Annotated in this window: 13 protein-coding genes; 4 read left to right on the top strand and 9 right to left on the bottom strand. The window is 73.0% G+C overall.

The features are described from left to right. Positions 1-39: 39 nt before the first annotated feature. A complete protein-coding gene (locus tag AC5677_RS31765) occupies positions 40-639 on the bottom strand; it encodes a helix-turn-helix domain-containing protein (RefSeq protein WP_497191315.1) in 600 nt (199 codons plus the stop codon). Positions 640-853: 214 nt separating this feature from the next. On the opposite strand from AC5677_RS31765, the gene AC5677_RS31760 reads away from it, so the two are divergent. Next, on the top strand, positions 854-1,921 hold the full coding sequence (locus AC5677_RS31760; RefSeq protein WP_497191314.1) for a fatty acid desaturase family protein: 1,068 nt from the start codon (positions 854-856) through the stop codon (positions 1,919-1,921). An 81-nt stretch (positions 1,922-2,002) separates the two neighbouring features. Here AC5677_RS31760 and AC5677_RS31755 read toward each other — a convergent pair whose 3' ends face one another. The 7 genes from AC5677_RS31755 to AC5677_RS31725 all read right to left on the bottom strand — a co-directional run bounded on the left by AC5677_RS31755 (position 2,003) and on the right by AC5677_RS31725 (position 14,994). Beyond that, on the bottom strand, positions 2,003-3,391 hold the full coding sequence (locus AC5677_RS31755; protein ID WP_497191313.1) for an amino acid permease: 1,389 nt from the start codon (positions 3,389-3,391) through the stop codon (positions 2,003-2,005). A 448-nt stretch (positions 3,392-3,839) separates the two neighbouring features. Continuing rightward, positions 3,840-6,302, bottom strand: a complete 2,463-nt coding sequence (locus tag AC5677_RS31750) for a hypothetical protein (protein ID WP_497191312.1) — start codon at positions 6,300-6,302, stop codon at positions 3,840-3,842. A 193-nt stretch (positions 6,303-6,495) separates the two neighbouring features. Continuing rightward, entirely contained in the window at positions 6,496-9,645 is a 3,150-nt protein-coding gene (locus AC5677_RS31745; RefSeq protein WP_497191311.1) for an AfsR/SARP family transcriptional regulator, read from the bottom strand. A 159-nt stretch (positions 9,646-9,804) separates the two neighbouring features. Next, positions 9,805-10,938, bottom strand: a complete 1,134-nt coding sequence (locus tag AC5677_RS31740) for an MBL fold metallo-hydrolase (RefSeq protein ID WP_497191310.1) — start codon at positions 10,936-10,938, stop codon at positions 9,805-9,807. Positions 10,939-11,019: 81 nt separating this feature from the next. Then, positions 11,020-12,222 carry an aminotransferase class I/II-fold pyridoxal phosphate-dependent enzyme gene (locus tag AC5677_RS31735; RefSeq protein WP_497191309.1) on the bottom strand — a complete coding sequence of 401 codons (1,203 nt, stop codon included), beginning with the start codon at positions 12,220-12,222 and terminating at the stop codon, positions 11,020-11,022. Positions 12,223-12,449: 227 nt separating this feature from the next. Continuing rightward, a complete protein-coding gene (locus AC5677_RS31730; protein WP_497191308.1) occupies positions 12,450-13,514 on the bottom strand; it encodes a type III polyketide synthase in 1,065 nt (354 codons plus the stop codon). Positions 13,515-13,788: 274 nt separating this feature from the next. Beyond that, complete coding sequence (locus AC5677_RS31725; protein ID WP_497191307.1) at positions 13,789-14,994, bottom strand: cytochrome P450; 1,206 nt, start codon at positions 14,992-14,994, stop codon at positions 13,789-13,791. A 516-nt stretch (positions 14,995-15,510) separates the two neighbouring features. Between AC5677_RS31725 and AC5677_RS31720 the strand changes: the two genes are divergently transcribed. The 3 genes from AC5677_RS31720 (at position 15,511) to AC5677_RS31710 (ending at position 18,370) form a co-directional block, all read left to right on the top strand. After that, positions 15,511-16,992 carry a bifunctional phosphatase PAP2/diacylglycerol kinase family protein gene (locus tag AC5677_RS31720; protein WP_497191306.1) on the top strand — a complete coding sequence of 494 codons (1,482 nt, stop codon included), beginning with the start codon at positions 15,511-15,513 and terminating at the stop codon, positions 16,990-16,992. A gap of 154 nt (positions 16,993-17,146) precedes the next feature. Next, complete coding sequence (locus AC5677_RS31715) at positions 17,147-17,962, top strand: class I SAM-dependent methyltransferase (protein ID WP_497191305.1); 816 nt, start codon at positions 17,147-17,149, stop codon at positions 17,960-17,962. 42 nt (positions 17,963-18,004) lie between these two features. After that, positions 18,005-18,370, top strand: coding sequence for a VOC family protein (locus AC5677_RS31710; protein WP_497191304.1), 366 nt, complete (start codon positions 18,005-18,007; stop codon positions 18,368-18,370). 156 nt (positions 18,371-18,526) lie between these two features. Here AC5677_RS31710 and AC5677_RS31705 read toward each other — a convergent pair whose 3' ends face one another. After that, positions 18,527-19,453, bottom strand: a complete 927-nt coding sequence (locus AC5677_RS31705; RefSeq protein ID WP_497191303.1) for an NADP-dependent oxidoreductase — start codon at positions 19,451-19,453, stop codon at positions 18,527-18,529. Positions 19,454-19,496: the final 43 nt, after the last annotated feature.

Below are 19,496 nucleotides of genomic sequence, written 5' to 3'. Positions count from 1 at the left end.
CTCTCCGTGCATGGAGCGTGCGGTGCGGGCGCCGCCGGGTCAGGCGCCGGGCTCGTTCCGGCGGCGGGGTTTGGCGCGTACGTGCATGCGCTCGCCCTGGCTGCCGAAGAGGCTGAGGACCTCGACGGGGCCGTCGCCGGTGGTGCCGAACCAGTGCGGCAGGCGGGTGTCGAACTCGGCGGCCTCGCCCGGCTCCAGGACCAGGTCGTGGTCGGCCAGGATCAGGCGCAGCCGTCCGGAGAGGACATAGAGCCATTCGTAGCCCTCGTGGGTACAGGGATCCGGTGTGCTGCGAGTGGCCGGGAGCACCATTTTGAAGGTCTGCAGCGGGCCGGGCTGCCGGGTCAGCGGCAGCACGGTGGTGCCGTTCCTGCGCTGGGGCGTGAGGCGGACGCGGGGATCGCCGACCTCGGGGGCGCCGACCAGCTCGTCCAGGGGGACCTGGTGGGCCTGGGCAATGGGGAGCAGGAGTTCCAGGCTGGGGCGGCGTTGGCCGGTTTCCAGACGGGACAGGGTGCTCTTGGAGATGCCGGTGGCCTCGGAGAGCGCCGCCAGCGTCACGGAGCGCTGGGTGCGCAGGCGCTTGAGGCGGGGGCCGACTTCGGTCAGGGCACGGGTGATGGCGGGTGAGTGCTCCACCCGTCCATTGCATCGCGCGCTTCCCGGAAGTGGCAACACCTTTTGCCAGCGGGGGGGGGAGGGAGAGACGGGGGCCCCGGAGAGCCCTGAGGGAGCCCCCGCACCCGGGGGCTCCCCCCGGGTAGGCCCCCCGGAAGGACCCCGGTAAACCCCCCACCCGTCCGGGGGGCGGACCGGCTGTTGGTGTCCCTCCCGCATCAGAAGACTCGGCCGTATGACGACGAGTCCCCCGTCCCCCGTCCCCACCGCCGCCCCGCCCGTCGCTGCGGCCACGGCCCTCGGCAGCGACTTCGCCCGGCTGTCCCGCCGCATCGCGGAGGCCGGGCTGTTCGCCCGCCGGCCCGGCTACTACGCGGTCCGGCTCACGCTCGTGACCGCGGCGTTCTTCGGGTCCTGGACGGCGTTCCTGGTCCTCGGCGACAGCTGGTGGCAGCTGGCCGTCGCCGCCGTGCTGGCCTTCGTCTTCGGGCAGATCGCGCTCGTGACGCATGACGTGGCGCATCGGCAGGTGTTCCGGAAACGGCGCCCGAGCGAGATCGGCGGCCTGGTGTTCGGCAACCTCGGCGTCGGGATGTCGTACGGCTGGTGGATGAACAAACACACCCGCCACCACGCCAACCCCAATCATGAAGAGCTGGACCCGGACGTCTCGCCCGACATCCTGGTGTGGTCCCAGGACCAGGCGCGGGCCGCCACGGGACTGCCCCGCTTCATGGGCCGCCACCAGGCGTGGCTGTTCTTCCCGCTGCTCACCCTGGAGGGGTTCAACCTCCATGTGTCGAGCGTTCGGGCGCTCCGGTCGCCCGCGATCAAGCGCCGGGGCACGGAGGCCGGGCTGCTGACGGCGCACCTGGCGCTGTACCTCGGGGCGCTCTTCCTGGTCCTGTCCCCCGGTAAGGCGCTGGCGTTTCTCTTCCTCCATCAGGCGCTGTTCGGCGTCTATTTGGGCTGCACCTTCGCGCCCAACCACAAGGGCATGCCGACGCTGACGGGCGATGACCGGCCGGACTTCCTCCGTCGTCAGGTGCTCACCTCGCGCAATGTCCGCGGCGGCCGGTTCACCGATGTCCTGCTGGGCGGCCTCAACTACCAGATCGAGCACCACCTCTTCCCGCATCTGCCGACCCCGCATCTGCGCCGCGCCCAGGCGATCGTGCGCGGGTACTGCGCCGAGATCGGCGTCCCGTATCACGAGACGGGGCTCCTCGCCTCGTACGGGGAGGCGCTGCGTCATCTGCACCGGGTCGGCGAGCCGCTGCGGGCGGCGCGGTCGCGGCCGTAGCGGGCCGCCCGCCCCGCCCACGGGATCAAGAACGGGGCGGGACGGGGAAGGGACGCGGACGGGGGCGGGCGCGGGGACCGGCTACTGCGCGTCGGCCGCTGCGGCCACCGGGGCGTCGGCCGCCCCGTCCGACGCCGCCTCGTCCGACGCCACCTCGTCCGACGCCACCTCGCCACCGCGCTCGCGCCCGGCCCGGCGCGCCGCCATGACCGCGTACACCAGGATCCCCGTGAAGAGGAACAGCACGCCCTGGTAGATCGCTGCATACCCGGCCCCGGCCACCAGCCAGAACGTGAACCCGAACGCCACCAGCGCGAGGGTCAGATCGCGGGCGAAGCGGGCCGGGCGGACCTTGTCGCGGCGGCCGGTCAGCAGGAAGTAGATCTGGGCCCCGGCCGCGAGGAGGTAGGGGACGGTTGCCGAGAAGGTGGTGATCAGGACCAGGATCTCGAAGACGCCGCCGGCGCCGGTCAGGTAGTTGATCACGGTCAGCGCGCTGGCCAGCAGCGCGGCGGCGAGTACGCCGAAGGTCGGGACGCCGCGCCGCTTGGTCAGGAAGGGCGCGGGGAAGAGGCCGTCCTTGGCGGCGGCGTACGGGGACTGGGCGCTCATCAGGGTCCAGCCGTTGAGGGCGCCGAGGATGGAGATCACGGCCGCGGCGGCGATGACCGTACCGCCCCAGTGGCCGCCGAACATCGCGTTCACCGCGTCGGAGAACGGCGCCGTGGAGTGCACCAGCTTGCTGTGCGCGACGGTGCCGAAGACGGCGAGGGTGCCCAGGAGGTAGACGACGGCGGCGCCGAGGGTGCCCAGGACGGTGGCCCGGCCGACGTTGCGCTCCGGGTTGCGGACCTCGCCCGCGCTCATCGCGGCGGACTCCACGCCCACATAGCTGTAGAGGAGGATCGCGGCCGCCGAGGACAGTCCGCCGACCGCGCTGCCGCCGCCCTCGTGGAACGCGCCGAGGTTGCCGGGGTCGAAGAAGAACAGCCCGGCAACGGCGATGAAGAGGAGCGGGAGGAACTTGAGGACGGTGGAGATCAGCTGGACGGCGCCCACGTAGCGGGTACCGGCGAAGTTGGCGAGGGCCGGGAGCCAGAGCGCGCCGAGCGCGACGGCGAGGTCGGTGCCGGCGGACGCATGGCCGGGGAAGAGGACGTGGACATAGCCGACGGCGGCCACGGCGAGGGCCGCGTTGCTGACCCAGGTCATGGTCCAGTACGACCAGGCGGACAGAAATCCGGCGAAGTCGCCGAACGCCTCGCGCGCGTAGACGTACGGTCCTCCGGTGTCCGGGTGACGCTGGGCCAGCCTGCCGAAGACCAGGGCGAGGGCGACGGCCCCGACGGTCAGGACGGCGAAGGCGAGCAGGCTGACGGTGCCGAACGGGGCGACCGAGGCCGGCAGCAGAAAGATGCCCCCGCCGATGATGTTGCCCATCACCAGGGCGGTGGCCGTGAGCAAGCTCATCCGGAACGGCTGCTTGGCTTGATGTTGCAGGTCAGAGCCGGTCTCGGGGTGCTGAGTGGCAGGGCTGCGGTGCATGGATTGTGCGTCTCTCGTCTTGCCAGGTGCCCGAGGTCGCCGGGCAGCACACATGGTCACCGGCTGGAGTGGCGCCCTTCAAATCGCCGGAAATGCTCGGGTCGCAACCACCTCGGAGCGAAGGATCTCCGGTCCGACGGGCGAACGGGCAGATGAACGGCGGCGCGTCCCCCGGAGCCACCCGCCCGCCCGGTTCGAGTGGCCGGATGGTCCAACGGGTCGACGCGTCAACAGGTCGGCGGCTCGGCGGCTCGGCGGCTTCGGACGCTACTACCGGGCTTCGTCGGTGCGCGGTCCCGGACGCCCGGCGCCGAACGGGCCCGGCCCGGGAGAGCGCCGCAAGTACCGCGCCGGGCCGTGATGTGCCCGGCTCTCAGACGGGAAGCCGCGTCATCGCCGCCGCCGTCGCGACGAGTTCGGTGAGTGTCCCGGCGAACGTCGGCAGCAGCTGGAGGCAGACGGACCAGGCCTCGACGTCCGTGCCCAGATGCTCCCGGGTCAGGGCGGCGGCCCGGTCCCGCATCGCCCGTGCCGGCGCGGCGTCGGTCGCCTCGTCGGCGTACCGCCGCAGGCAGTCGTACGCCACGCGAGCGGGCGCGGCGTGCGTGATGAGGTCGTCGAGGGTCAGCCGCCCGCTGCGGAGCGCGTCGACCGGCCAGTCCGTCCCCGGCCCGATGGCCGCCAGGGCTCCCAGCAGCAGTTCGCGGGGGCACTCCGGGCGGTCCGTCAGGTTGATCAGCAACAGGGCGTCGAGGCCCTTGGCCCGGTGGGCCGCAACGAGCGCGGACCAGGGCACCTGGTAGCCCTCGGCGACGAGCTGACGCAACCGCGTACCAGGATCGACGGTCGCGGTGAGGAAGTCCGCGAGCCCGGCCGGGGACTGCTCCTCGGCGAGCCTGGCGCGCAGCCGCTGCAGGCCGTCCGGGGCGTCGAGGGCCCGCTCGGTCCACCGCGTCAGCCGGGCCGGGAGGCGGTCCATGGCCAGGATCTCCCGTACGGCATCCGGGCCGCCGCGCTCCCATACCGCGGTCAGCAGCCGGGTCCGGGCGGCCGGGACGTGGAGCCGCAGCCGGCCGAGGACGAGGCGGGCCACCCCGAGGTCGCCGGAGCCCAGGCCGGCGATGAACCAGTCGCGGTGGTCGTTGACGGTGACGGACTCCAGCACCGCGAGCAGCTCCGCGGGGACCGGGCGGCTGCCGCCGCTCCGCAGCCGCCCGGCGAGCAGCCGCTCCCGTTCGCGCCGGTCGGGGTGGGCGTGGTGGAACAGCTGGGCGTCCACCAGCGGTTCGTCGAGATCCAGGAGGTATTCCTTCTGCGCGTCCGAGAGGTGGTACGAGGCGGCCATCGCGATCTGGGCCGGGAGGCCATGGGCGGCCACCACCGCGTCGCGGACCGCCGGGGACGGCTCGCCGTATACCAGGAGATGCTGCACGGCCCGCACGTCGAGATGCGGGACGACGGCCTTCTGGACCGCTTCCGGGACGCAGCGGAACATGGCGAGGAACGCCGCCCGGGAATTCTCCGGCCGGTCGGCCGGGATTTTCGCGCCCTGCGGCCACGGCCAGCTCGTGGAGCGCTTCTTGCGGGAGGCCGGTGCGGTGACGTCCGCGATCAGCTCGGCGACGCTGCCGTGGGCGCGCCCCATCCGGGCGTAGCACGTCAGCCAGTTGACGGGATCCGTGCCGAGGCGGTCGAGCAGGCGGCCGACGGCCCGGCGGGTCGGTCCGTGGTCGTACGGCAGCGATTCGAGCACCTCCGCCGCAGGACACACTTCGGCCAGCACCCGGTCCACGGAGTACCGGCCCTGGACGATGCCGCGCTCGAGGACATGCGGGAGATATATCTCGCCCGTCTGTGCCTCGGGCCCCGCGATCGCCTCGAAGGGCGGATCGTCGTCCGCCTCGGCCGCAACGGGGTGGTTGCGCAGGCTCCCGCTCACCAGGTCGGCGGGGCAGCCCTCCCACCGCGCGAGCCCGTGCAGCGCGAAGCCGGACCGGAAGTGGTTCCCCTGGCCGAGGGGGAGGCGCTCGTGCTCACGGCGGATCAGCTCCCAGTCGAGGCCCTCGGGCTTCGCCACGGGGACATCACGGACGTCACCGTAACGGAGCGCCAGCAGCGCGCGGAGGTGCTCAGGATCCTCCCACTCCCCGGCGGGCCGGTGCTCCCTCAGGAACGCGTACGGATCGGGGGCATCGAGGGCCTGCCGCAGGAGCCCCGGCAGCCAGGGATGCCCGGGATCCAGATCCGGCGCGTCCTCGAGCAGACGGAGGAACAGCGTGAACGGTTCGGTGCTGCCCCAGAGCTCCAGGAGGCCGAGGCAGGCGTCCACCACGACCGGCGGGGGCAGGTAGGCGGCGGACACTGCGAGGGTGCCCGCGGTCACCCCGGGGAATCCGCTGGTCAGGACGGTGACGAGCAGCGGGCCCTCGGGCACCTCGTAAAGGAGCGGGAACAGGCCGTCGTCGTCGTACCAGCGCGGATCCGCGAGGTCGGCGGCGCGCAGAAGAGTCGGCAGGAGGCCGGGTATCTCCTCCCTCGCCTGCTCCAGATGCCCCTGGTCGTTGCGGAATCGCGCCTGCCACAGCGCCGGTCCGACGTCCGGATCGCCGAGCTCCGCCGCTCCCAGGAGCCATTCCTCGGGGTCGATGCCCAGCGCCGCCCGCATCTGCACCGCGTCCGCGCCCAGCAGCTCCGACACCATCTCCTCCGGGAGTCCGAACCGGTCGGCGAGGACGTCCAGCAGCTGTGGCCGCAGCCGCTCGGCGAGCGCGTCGGCGAGGGCCGGGTCGGCGAGACTCAGCGCGAGGTGGAGGGCGGAGCGGGAGCTGTCGGTCACGGGGCGGGTCCTTCGCGGAACGGTTGCCGGACGGTGGCGCTTACGTGTCGTGTGACGTCGTGTGGTGTGGCGTCGTGCGGTGGCGTGTCGTGCGGTGTCGTCATGTGCTCAAGCGATCGTGACATGGACCACTGACAACGCCCCGGCGGCGGTAAGTGGTCGCGCGCTCCTGCCTGTTGGCCGGTTTCCCCGTTCAGGACGCGAGCGTGACCTCGACCAGCCGGGACCAGCTGGTCCGCGTCCCCTCCCGTGCCGCCTCGTCGAACTTCGCGTCACCGAGGCGGCGCCGCGCGGCCCGCTCGATCCGGGCCGCGTCCGGGTGGGAGCGGTCGGGCAGACCGCGCACATGGGCGCTCGCCGCGAGCAGCCGCGCGGCCTGCTCGTACTCGTCGCGGCGCAGCGCCAGATCCGCCACCCCGACGAGCACCAGCGCGATCACCGGCGCATGTCCCGCCTCGGACGCCGCCTCGCAGGCCGCCACCCGGGACGCACGGGCCTCACCGAGGTCGTCGGCGAGGTAGCCGAGCAGGTCGTGGGTCACCGCGCGGATGGTCGCCCGCCGCGCTTCGTCGCCCAGCATGGCCGTCGCGGCGCCGAGTTGTCTGCGCGCCTCCTCGGTGTCGCCGCTCCACCGGGCGAGTTCCGCCTTCGAGAAGGCCAGCATGGCCAGCGCACCCGGCCAGGCGACCCGCTCCGCGTACCGCTGCGCCTCGGCGATCGCGGCCGCGCCGGCGTCCTTGTCGCCCAGCAGCCAGTACAGCTGCGCCTGCCGCGACCGCATCCGGATGACGTCCTCGGTGGCGCCGACCTCGGTGACGACCGCGACCGCCTGCTCGAAGTGCTCGCACGCGGCGGCGAACTCGCCCCGCATGGCGATCCGGTCCGCCAGCTCGGTCAGGGCGAACGAGATCCCGAACCGCTCGCCGAGCGCCCGGAACTCGGCGAGCGCCCTCTCCAGATGCGCGTCCGCTTCCCGCCCGCCGTGGCCGAGCACGATCCGCATCTTGCCCAGGTGCAGCCGGGCCAGCGCGCGCACCCAGGGGTCCTCGTCGTCCAGCAGCGGTTCGAACGCCGAGAGGATCGCGTCGGGCGCCTGGAGCATGCGCTCCATGGGGGCGACCAACCCCATCAGCGGGTGGCGGCGACGGCTGGACCGGCTGCGTTCGCTGAACCGGTGCGCCTTGTGGATCCACTCCGCGGCCAGCTGTTCGTCGCCCGGCCCGGAGCTGACGAACAGCACGACCAGCGCGTACACCGTGGCCCGGACCTCGTCGGTCACCTCGCCGGGGGTCTCGGTGGCCGCGGTGATCAGCTCCATGCCTTCGGCCTTGTGGCCGCTGAGCCACCAGTACCAGCCGGCGCCCGCCGCGAGCCGCATCGCCGACTGCGCCTCGCCCGCCGCGAGCGCGCCGCGCATCGCCGCACCGATGTTGTCGTGCTCGGCATCGAGCAGGGCCAGCCAGTCCAGCTGTGCGGCGCGGCGCAGATGGGGTTCCGCGGCCTCGGTGAATTCGGTGAAGTAGGCGAGATGCGCATGGCGGGCCGGGTCCGCTTCCCCCGCCTCCGCCAGCCGGTGCCCCGCGTACTCCTTGATCGTGCCGATCATGCGGTAGCGCGGTGCGCCGCCGCCCTCGGCGAGCAGCAGCGATTTCTCGGTCAGCGCGGTGAGCAGTTCGAGTACCTGCTCCGGCTCGACGGTGTCGCCTGCGTAGCCCGCGCAGACCCGTTCGGCCGCTTCCAGGCTCGCCCCGCCGGTGAACACCGAGAGCCTGCGCAGGACCGTCCGTTCGGCGTCGGTGAGCAGTTCCCAGCTCCAGTCGACCACCGCGCGCAGCGTCTTGTGCCGTGGCAACGCGGTGCGGCTGCCGCTGGTCAGCAGGCGGAACCGGTCGTCGAGGCGGTGGGCGAGCTGATCGACGGACATGGTGCGCAACCGGGCCGCGGCCAGTTCGATCGCCAGCGGCATCCCGTCCAGCGCCCGGCAGACGCGCACCATCGTCGCCAGCGTGCGGGCGTCGGCCGCGAGGTCCCGGCGCACCGCCCCGGCCCGGTCCCGCAACAGCTGGACGGCGGGGGACGAGGCGATCTCGTCCGGGCCCGCGTCCCCCTCCGGCACGGCCAGCGGTTCGACCAGCCACAGCGCCTCGCCGGTGATGCCGAGCGGTTCCCTGCTCGTCGCCAGGATCCGCAGCCCGCGGCACTCCCCGAGCACCCGGTGGGCGAACACCGCCGCGGACTCGACCACATGCTCGCAGTTGTCCAGGATCAGCAGCGCCTCCCGCTCGCGGATCGCGGCGATGAGCCGGTCCGTCAGCTCCGCGCTCGGGGCCCCGCCGAGCAGGGCGTCCCGCAGGCCCAGCGCGGCGAGCGCCGACTGCGCCACGTCGCCGTCCGCGCCGATGGCGGCGAGCTCCACCAGTGCGGCCCCGTCCGGCAGATCGCCGAGGAGCGTGCGGGCGGTCTCGGTGGCCAGCCTGGTCTTGCCCGCGCCGCCCGGTCCGATCACGGTGGTGAGCCGGTGTTCGGCGATGAGTGCGCGGACCGCGGCGACATCGGCGCCCCGGCCGACGAAGGTGGTCAGCTCGGCGCGCAGATTGGTCCGGCGGCTCTCCTCCCCCTGCCGCAGGCCCTGTCCCAGCTCGCCCCGCAGCAGCGCGACGTGCACCGCGGACAGCTCCGGCGAGGGGTCGACGCCCAGCGCGTCGGCCAGGGCCGCCCGCGCGCGCTCGTACACCTGCAGTGCCTCGCCGTCGCGGCCGGCCGCGACGAGGGCGCGCATCAGCGCGGCGACGAGGCGTTCCCGGACCGGGTGCGCGGCCACCAGGTCGGTCAGCTCGGGGACCACCTCCGCGCCGCGTCCGAGCGTGACGTCCGCGTCGGCCCGTTCCTCCGTGGCGGTCAGGCGCAGCCCTTCGAGCCGGCCGGCCGCCGCGTCGCATGCGGCGCTGTCCCGCAGACCGACGTCCTGCATGGCCGCCCCGCGCCACAACTCCAGGGCCTCGCGCAGCAGCCGCGCCCGCCCGGAGACGTCCTCGGTACGGGACCGGCCCGCGCGGACGAGGCGTTCGAACCGCACGGCGTCGACGGCGTCGGGCCGTACCGTCAGCCGGTAGCCGTCCGGCTGCCCCTCGACCGCCCCGTCCGGCAGTGCCTTCCGCAGCCGGGAGACCAGGCGCTGCAGGGCGTTCGTCGCCTCGGCGGGCGGCTCTTCCCCCCAGATCCAGTCGATGAGCGACGCCTTCGGGACCACCTGACCCGGCTTGAGCGCGAGGGCGATCAGCAGTCCCCGCAACCGCGCGCCCGGCACGTCGGCCGAGCCGCCGTCGTCGGTGCGTACCTCCAATGGACCAAGTATCCCGATCTGCACCTGGTGATTCTGCCATGGGGCGTTCGGCAGGCGGCTTCGGCTCAACGAGGCCTGGACGGCGGGCAGATGAGTGCCGAAAGCGAATCCGGCGGCTCCGGTTCCGCGCCCTGTGCGCGGTGGCGGGCCGGCGGGGCGTCAGGCCTCGGCGAGCACCCGCGAGGCGCCGACCGGCAGATCCCACAGGTCCTCGCGGGGACGGCCGGTGGCGGCCCAGGCGGCGCGCACCCGGTGCAGCGGTTCCATCGGCCGTTCGGCGGAGAGCAGGAAGGTGGACCAGTGCATCGGCACCAGCGCCCGCGCGCCCAGGTCCTGGCAGGCCCGTACGGCCTCTTCCGGGTCGGTGTGCACGGGGCGCAGCATCCAGCGCGGATCGTAGGCGCCGATGGGGAGCATCGCCAGGTCGATACCGGGGTAGCGGTGGCCGATCTCCTCGAACCAGTGGCCGTAACCGGTGTCCCCCGCGAAGTGCAGCCGGCGCCCGTCGGGCGCGGTGAGCATCCAGCCGCCCCAGAGGGTGCGGCAGGTGTCGGTCAGGGTGCGCTTGCTCCAGTGGTGGGCGGGGACGAAGTCGAAGCGTACGGGGCCGTCGGGGGCGGGCAGTTCAACGGCCTCCCACCAGTCGAGGTCGGTGACGTGGGTGAAGCCGCGGCGGCGGGCCCAGGGCGCCAGCCCGGCGGGGAGCAGCAGCGGGGTGTGGCGGGGCAGCCGCTTGAGGGTCGGGGCGTCCAGGTGGTCGTAGTGGTTGTGGCTGATGACGACCGCGTCGATGGCCGGCAGGTCCTCCCAGCGGACGCCTACGGGGGTGACCCGGGCGGGGGTGCCGAGGATCTTGCGGGACCAGACCGGGTCGGTCAGTACGGTCAGTCCGCCGATCCGGATCACCCAGCTGGCATGCCCGGCCCAGGTGAGGGCGACGGTCGTGGGTCCGGCGGCGGGCATCGGGCCGGGCTCGAAGGGGAGTTCCTGGATCTCCCGCAGCGATTCGGGTACCGGGCGCAGTTTGCCCTCCCGGGCGATCCGGGCCAGCGCGCGGACGCCGGGCAGCGGCGCGGTGAGCCGGTGGGTGAAATCCCTGGGCCAGGTCCGGGGCTCCCCCAGGGGGCGCGGCGCGACGAGCGGAGGCGGGAGGTCGGGAGTGGCGTGTGAGAGACCGGGGGCGGCGTGGGGGGTGACGGGCGGGGCGGCTTCAGAGGTGACCGGCGGGGCGGCTGAGGTGGGCGCGGTGGCGGCGCGGGCTTCGGCGACCGAGCGCTCGGTCTGTTCGGTCATCGAGGGGCTCCATTCAAGGGACGCATCGGGGACGCGTGGGGCGCATCGGGGGCGGCATCGGGGCGACCGGGCAGCGGCGGATCAGCCGTCCGCCGGGTCCGTGAGCGCGGCCAGCGCCCGCGACAGGGCGGTCAACGAATCGGCGACGGCGGGAAGTTCGAGGGGGTCGGGCGCCTCCAGGGCGCGCCCGCGCAGCTCCCGGCCGGCGCCCAGCAGCGCCTCGGAGCCCAGCCGTACCCGCAACGCCCCCGGATCGTCCCCGAAGCGGTCCCCGCCTCGGGCCGACCAGGGCGCCAACTCCCGCTCCAGCGCGTGGGGTTCCACGATTCCATGGGTCGTCAGGGCGCGGCGCAGCGGTTCGAGGTCGGCGTACACATGGCTGCCGGAGTGCGGCGGGCGGCAGACCGCGCCGACCGCGGTGAGGGTGCGGTGGAGGGCCGCGGTCAGCGTGGCGTGCAGCCGGGCGGCGGCGGCGGTTCTGCTGCGTACGGGGTCCGGTTCGCCGAGGGCGTGGGTGAGGGCGCAGGCGAGGGGGCCGGGGAGCGGTGCGCGCAGCGCGGCCAGGGTTTCCCGGGCCGCGGCACGGAGGGCGGCGCCCCGTTCCGTGTCCGGGAAGCGGGCGAGCGCCGCGGGCCAGGAGGCGGGGGCGAGAGTGGCGCGCAGATCGGTGAGCACCACGACCTCGTCGGGCAGTATCTCGGCGGGGCTGAGCACCACGGTGTCATGGGGATCGTGCAGCAGATCGCGGTACGACTCGTCGCTGACGATCCACAGCCCCTCCCCCGCCGCCGCCTCGCACACCTCGTGCAGCTGCTCGGGCGCCGGGCAGGTGCCCGTCGGGTCATCGGCGACGGACAGGACGAGGACGCGCGGCTGCTCGCCGTGCATCCGGGCCCGGCGGACGGTCTCCAGCAGCGCGAACGGGTCGGGCATACCGCCGGATTCGGCCGGGACGGGCGCGAAGTGCACCGGACGGCCGAGCAGCCGGGCGGGCGGTGCGTACCACTCGGCGCAGGGCCGCGGCAGCACCACGGCGCCGTCGGCCGCGGCGTACAGCGCCAGGAGCAGGAGGGGTGCGCCGGGGGCGGCGAGCGTATGACCGGGGTCGGTGTCCAGGCCGCGGCGTGCCCAGTAGCCGCAGGCGGCGGCGCGCAGCGCCGGGGAGCCGCCGGGGGGTTCCGGTTCGCTGCGGCCGGCGGCGGCGGAGAGGTGCGCGGCGAGGTCCGGGAGCACCGGAAGGCCCACCGGCGGGTCCGGCGCCGGATCCGGGGCGGTCCGCTGCATCCGTACCTCCACCCTCCGCGACGGCAGGCGATCATGGGACCGTCACATGATTGACGGCTCCGACCACCTTGGCAGATGGGGCGGGTGGCGACCGGGGCGACACGTCAGCGGTGGGACGGAGGGGGCGCGCGGCGGGGCGGGGCGGGGCCGGATGGGCCAGCGGGTCACCCCTTCGTACGAGCGGGTGCGCGGCCGGCCCGTGCGGGGCCGGCCGCACTCGGGTGCGCTCAGCCCGTCCCCGCGGGGCTGGATGTCCATGTCCCCAGGGCCATCTCGGCGGTGATGCCGGGCCCGAATCCCGCCAGCAGCCCCCGCTGGCCGTCGAGCGCCGAATGTTCGTCAAACATCCGGCCCAGGGCGTCGAGCACCACGGCGCTGGCGATGTTGCCGTATTCGGTGAGTGTCGCGCGGCTGAAGCGGAATGCCTCGGGTGGCACGTCGAGGAAGCGGCACAGGTCGTCCAGGATGCGCGGGCCGCCGGCGTGGACGATGTAGAAGTCCAGGTCGCCCGCGTTCCAGTGCTGCTGCTCGGCGACGGCGCGCAGGGCCGGGGCGAGCGGCTCCATGGTCCCGGGTACGCGTCTGTCCAGCTGGAAGTGGAATCCGGTGGACCGCACCGCGTAGGAGATCCAGTCCTCGGTGTGCGGGATGAGGTACGAGCCGTTGCGTTCCAGGTGGACGCCGGTGCCGCCGTTGCCCCGGACCACGGCGGCCGCGACCGCGTCGCCGAACAGGCCGTTGGACAGCAGCGACCCGACTTCCAGGTCCGTGGGCTGGTAGCACAGCGAGCAGAACTCGCAGGCGACGAGCAGCACATTGGCGTCGGGGTACGCCCGGCAGAAGTCGTGCGCGCGGTTGATGGCGGCGCCGCCCGCCGCACAGCCGAGCTGGGCTATCGGGATCTGCCGTGTCTCCGACCGGAAGCCCATTTCGTTGATGAGCCACGCGGTGAGCGCCGGCATCATGAAGCCGGTGCAGGACACGTAGATGATCAGGTCGATCTGCTTCGGTTCCAGCTCGGCCTGGTCGAGCGCCTTGCGCACCACGGAGGGGACCCGGGCCTTGGACTCCTCCTCGTAGATGGCGCTGCGGGCGTCGAGCCCCGGGTGCTCCAGCACCTTGTCGATCGGCAGGATCAGATGGCGTCTGACCACGCCCGTATGCTCGATGAGCCGGAGCACCTTCTTGAGCTGCAGATGGTCGTAGTGCAGCTGGCGCGCGAGTTCGAGGGTGTCGTCCCTGGTGATGATGTATTCAGGGACTGCGATTGCCGGTTTGCACAGAACCGCCATGGAATGGACTCCTAGCAGACTGTGGTCCGCTCGGTACGATCCCTGGCTCTGCCTTACGGGGTGTGGTGGGCCGGCGGTAGCCGCCGCGGCAATGCATGCGCTCGATTGGGTGCAACAGAACCACTGACGGTTCCGGCGGCCCGGGTCGATGCCCCGGGGAGGGACGCGAGCGGGCCAGCCGTCGAAGAATGAACTCTCCCTGTGAGGGTGGGTCATCTGTCCCAGCAACGGTACGGCAGTCGGGTGACGTTCGCATGCCGCTGCGGTGCGGATGTCACCAGATGACCGGAAGTGCCAGCGGATAGCGCCAGATAGAGGTCTCGTTCCAGCGGATCTCCTCGGCCGGCTTCGCCAGTTTCAGCTCGGGGAAGCGCTTCAGGAGGGTACCGAGGGCCACTTCGAGCTCGATGACGGCGAGCGGGGCACCCAGGCAGTGGTGCCCGCCCCAGCCGAAGGTCATGTGGGGCGGCTTCTCGCGGTCCAGATCGAGCTCGTCGGGCCGGTCGAACTTCCGGCCGTCCCGATTGGCCGTCAGATAGGAGACATGCACGATGTCCCCTTCCCGGATCTTCACACCGCTCAGCTCCACGTCCTCCAGGGCGACGCGGGGAATACCGACGCCCTTGCGGAACGGGATGAACCGCAGCATCTCCTCCATCACCTGCGGGAGCCTCCCGGGGTCGGCGCGCAGCATGGCGAGCGCATCGGGCCGGGTGAGCAGGAGGTAGGAGAGGTTGCCGATCTGGTACGTGGTGGTGTCCTGGCCGGTGATGAGCAGGACCATGGCCATGACGGTCAGCTCCTGCTCGTCGAGGATCTCGTCCCCGTCGCGCGCCGTGGCCAGGGCGCTGATCAGGTCGTCCGCCGGGTGCGCGCGCCGCTGCGCGGTCAGCTCCGCGAAGTAGGCGCGCATCTCGGCCTTGGCCCGGATGGCGTCGTCCTTGTTGTCCAGGCTGGTGTTCATCATGGTGCGGGCGTACGCGCGCAGCGGTGCGCGGTCGGACTCGGGGATGTCGAGGACCTCGCAGATGGTGGTCAGCGGCAGCGGGGACGCCAGGTTCTCCATCAGGTCGCCGGGCGCGCCCTGCTCGCTCATCCGGTCCAGCAGTTCGTCCACGATCCGCTGGGTACCGGCCCGCATCCGCTCCACCTGACGCGGCGCGAACGCCTTCGAGACCAGGCTCCGCAGGCGGCTGCTGTCGGGCGGGTCCATGACGTTGATCGCCTCGGCCTGGACGATCGGCTCCGGCGTCATCCGGGGGAAGTCCCGGCCGACGACGGCGTGGCGGCTGAAGCGCCGGTCGGTGGTCACGGTGCGCACGTCCTCGTACCGGGTGACGAGCCATGCTTCGCCTTCCCCGTACGGCAGACGGATGCGGGCGACCGGTTCCTCGTCCAGCAGGCGCTTGAGCGTGGGGTCGAACTCAAGGCCTTCGGCGTAGTCGAAGGGGCAGTTCCAGACGTTCGGGCCGGATTCCATACGAACTCCCTGAGTAAGAGGGGACGAGCGGATGCGCCGCCTGCGACGGCGGGCCGGGGCATGCCGGTTCGGCAGCGCCGGGCGGAGCGAAGGACGCGCATCGCCGGGTGCCCGCACAGGGGTGCGCGGGCATCCGGCGCAGGTACATGGCGCTGACACGCGACGCATGCACACGGCGCATATGCGACGCATATACGGTGTATATGCATGGATGCGGATATTCGCCATTGGGCAGTAAAAGCCCCTTTCCTTCGCTCGCAAGCATGGTAGCCACGGAGGTGTGGAGCGGCCCGGCGTCCGGTCCGGGCGCGGGCGGCGGGTGCGGTGGGTAGGGCTGCCCCGCCCTTCCGCGGCGGCTCACGGCGAGGAGCGGGCGGGGCGGACGGCGCATTACGCCATTCGGGTGGCCCCGCCCCGCCGACGGCCGGTATCCCCCACGCGCCCCGGGCGGCTCCGCCCGCCCCCGTTCGGCAGCGCCCGGGTCTGCCGCGGCCCCGCCGGGGTACAAGGTGCCGCATGCGCAAAATACTGACCCAACTCGACCGGCTGGCCTTCGTCCGGATCGCCGCGCGCGAATGGCCGGGGGCCCAGCGCGTGCTGCCGCGGCTGTCCCGCAGTGCCAATCACGGGCTGCTGTGGTGCGGGCTCGCCGCGGGCGGCGCCGCCCTGGGCGGCAGACCCGGACGGCGGGCCGCGCTGCGCGGTATGGCCTCGCTGGCGGTGGCCTCCGCGACGGTGAACACGCTCGGCAAACGGTCCGTGCGGCGCGCGCGGCCGCTGCTGGACGCGGTTCCGGTGATCCGGCAGCTGCACCGCCAGCCCGTCACCTCCTCCTTCCCGTCCGGGCACGCGGCCTCGGCGGTGGCCTTCGCCACCGGGGTGGCGTTCGAGAACAAGTGGTGGGGGCTGGCGCTGGCGCCGATCGCCGCGTCGGTGGCCTTCTCCCGCATCTATACCGGGGTGCACTATCCGGGCGATGTGCTGGCCGGGGCGGCGCTGGGCGCCGGTGCCGCCTTCGCCGTCCGCGGCTTCGCGCCGACCCGCGCCCAGCTGGCGCCGCCCGCCCGGCCCCGCGCCTCCGCACCCGCGCTGCCCGGCGGGCGGGGCCTGGTGGTGGTCGCGAACCAGGGCTCGGGGCAGCGCGCCGGGCCGCGCCCGGACCGCGCCCAGGAGGTGCAGGGGGTGCTGCCGCACGCCGAGGTCATGGAGTACCGCGGGCCGCAGGCTCAGCCGCTGGCGGACCTTCTGGAGGAGGCCGCTGAGCGCGCCCGGCAGCAGGGCGGGGCGCTGGGGGTGATCGGCGGCGACGGCACCGTCAACGCGGCGGCGACGGTCGCCCTGCGGCACGGTCTGCCGCTGGCGGTACTGCCGGGCGGCACCCACAACCACTTCGCGTACGACCTGGGGATCGAGACCTACGCGGAGGCGGCGCGCGCCCTGGAGAGCGGCGAAGCGGTCGCGGTGGATCTCGCGCACTTCCGGAGCGGGCCGCACAAGGAGGGCCGCTACTTCCTCAACACCTTCTCCATCGGCGTGTATCCGGAGCTGGTGCGGATCCGCGAGCGGTGGGCGAGCCGGATCGGGGCCTGGCCCGCCGGGGTGCTCGCGGCCTGGGAAGTGCTGCGCACCGCCGAGCCGTTGACCATCGAGGTCAACGGCAGGCGGCGCTCGGTGTGGCTGCTGTTCGTCGGCAACTGCCAGTACCGGGGCCTGGGGCTGGCTCCGGTGCGGCGGCACGATCTGGCGGACGGGGTGCTCGATGTCCGGGTGGTGCACGGCGGCCGGCTGGCCCGCACCCGGCTGCTCGTCGCGGCGTTGACGGGCACGCCGCGCAGCTCGCCGGTCCTCGGCGAGGCCCGGATGCGCCGGCTGCGGCTGAGCGGCCTCCCGGACGGGACGGCGCTCGCCTTCGACGGCGAAGTCAGCGCGTCGAAGGGCGAGTTGACGCTGGAGAAGCAGAACGAGGCCTTGCCGGTCTATCGCCTGCTGCCCGAATAGGACGCTCACATCATAAGACGGCACTCTCAAGATACGAGATTCGCGCGTACGGTGTGACCAGTGCGCGGGCGGGCGTGCACGGCACACCACTGCACGCCCACCGCGCGGTCACCACCCATGACCCGTACGCCCCGGTCACGCGAAGGAGCCGACCATGCCGCAGGAGTCCGCCGTCTACACGCACGGCCACCACGAGTCCGTACTGCGCTCCCACACCTGGCGCACCGCCGCCAACTCGGCCGGATATCTGCTGGATTCGCTGCGGCCGCACATGAAGATCCTGGACATCGGCTGCGGCCCCGGCACCATCACCGCCGATCTGGCCGCGCTGGTCCCGGACGGGCAGGTCACCGGCCTGGAGCACGCACCGGCGGTACTGGACCAGGCGCGCGCCACCGCCGCCGGGCGCGGGGTCACCAACGTCCGGTTCGCGGTCGGTGACGTCCACGCCCTGGACTACCCGGACGACACCTTCTGCGTGGTCCACGCCCATCAGGTGCTGCAGCACGTGGGCGATCCCGTGCAGGCGCTGCGCGAGATGCGCCGGGTCACCAAGCCCGGCGGGATCGTCGCCGTCCGCGATTCGGACTACTCGGCCATGACCTGGTACCCGGAGGTCGCGGGGATGACGGACTGGCAGCGGCTGTATCTGCGGGTGGCCCGCGCCAACGGCGGCGAGCCGGACGCCGGACGCCAGCTGCACGCCTGGGCACGCCAGGCCGGTTTCGACCGGTCCGCCGTCACCGCCACCGCGAGCACCTGGTGCTACGCCACCCCCGAGGAGCGGTCCTGGTGGAGCGAACTGTGGGCGGACCGTACGGTCGCCTCCGGCTACGCCCGGATCGCGGTGGACGGCGGGCACGCCACGGCCGAGGAGCTGGCGGCCATCGCCCGGTCCTGGCGGGAGTGGGGCGCGCAGGAGGACGGCTGGTTCGCCGTCCTGCACGGCGAGATCCTGTGCCGGGTGTGACCATGATGCGTGCCACCGGGGTGCCCAACTAGGCTGCCCCGTATGGACATTCTGGGGACCTCACTGCGGGTATGTGTCGGCGATCTCGATGCGGCGGTCGCCGTCTATGAACGGCTCACCGGCGCCGAGGCCCTACGCTTCCAGCGCGGCGGCGTGGCGGTCGCGGCCGTCGGGTGCTTCTTCCTGATGAGCGGCCCCGAGGCGGAGTTGTCGGTGCTGCGGAAGATCACCGCGACCATCGCCGTGAAGGACGTGGACGAGGCGCTCGCCGACCTCAAGGCGGTCGGCGCGGACATCATCGCGGGGCCACTGTCGACCCCGATCGGCCGCAACCTCGTGGCCCGCCATCCGGACGGGTCGGTCTTCGAATACGTCGACCGGAAACAGGACGCCGGACCGGGCGCCTGACCGCGCACGGCGGAAGGGCCGCCGGGCGGCGCGCACCACAACAGGCATGACCCGCCTCCCGTCAGGGCGCGCCGGTGAAGAGGGTCCGCCGACGACGAGGTCCGGGGAGCCGGAGGAAGGCCGCCCCGGGCCGCGTCGCAGGCTGCTGAGCCGGCGTCAGGAAGAGACCTCCAGCACGATCTTGCCGCGGGACCGCCCCGACATGCTGCGCTTGAACGCCTCGGCCGCCTCGGCCAGCGGAAACGTCGCGTCGACCCGCACCACGAGCTTCCCGGCCTCCGCCAGATCGCCGAGCGCCGTCAGATCGGCGGTGTCCGGGCGCACCCACACCAAGTGGCCGCCCTTCGCCTGAACCTCGCCGTCGGCGATGGACACCAGCCGGCTGCGGTCCTTGAGCAGCCGCTGCGACACATCCAGAACGCCGTCGCCGACGAAGTCCAGGGCCACATCCACCCCCTCGGGCGCCAGCGCCCGCACCCGGTCCTCCAGCCCGTCACCGTACGTCACCGGCTCGGCGCCCAGGGACCGCAGGAAGTCGTGGTTGCGCTCGCTGGCCGTACCGATGACACGGGCGCCCTCGGCCACCGCGATCTGTACGGCCAAGGAGCCGACGCCGCCCGCCGCGGCATGCACCAGGACCGTCTCGCCCCGCTGGGTGCCGACCCGCCGGAGCGACTGATAGGCCGTCAGCCCGGCGAGCGGGAGGCCCGCGGCCTGCTGCCAGCTGAGCGAGGCGGGCTTGCGCGCCAGGGTCCGGACCGGGGCGGCGACCAGCTCGGCGTACGTGCCGTGCTGCACCACGTCCTTGCGGACATAGCCGATGACCTCGTCGCCGACCTCGTACTCGGTGGCATCGGCGCCGACCGCCTCGACCACGCCCGACACATCCCACCCCGGGATCAGCGGGTAGTAGGCGTACATGATCGAATCGAGATAGCCCTCGACGATCTTCCAGTCGACGGGATTGACGCCGGCCGCCCTGACCCGGATCAGGACCGAGTCGGGGCCGACCTTCGGATCCGGCTGGTCGGTGTATTCGAGGACCGAGGGGCCGCCGTAGCTGTTCACGCTGATTGCCTTCATGATCCGTCACAACCCGTGATGAGCGGGGATCATTCCGCGGTCG

It is taken from the genome of Streptomyces sp. JLSY215, assembly GCF_059682825.1.
Note: the sequence above shows the minus strand (reverse complement) of the source record. Positions and strands in the feature narration are given on the sequence as shown.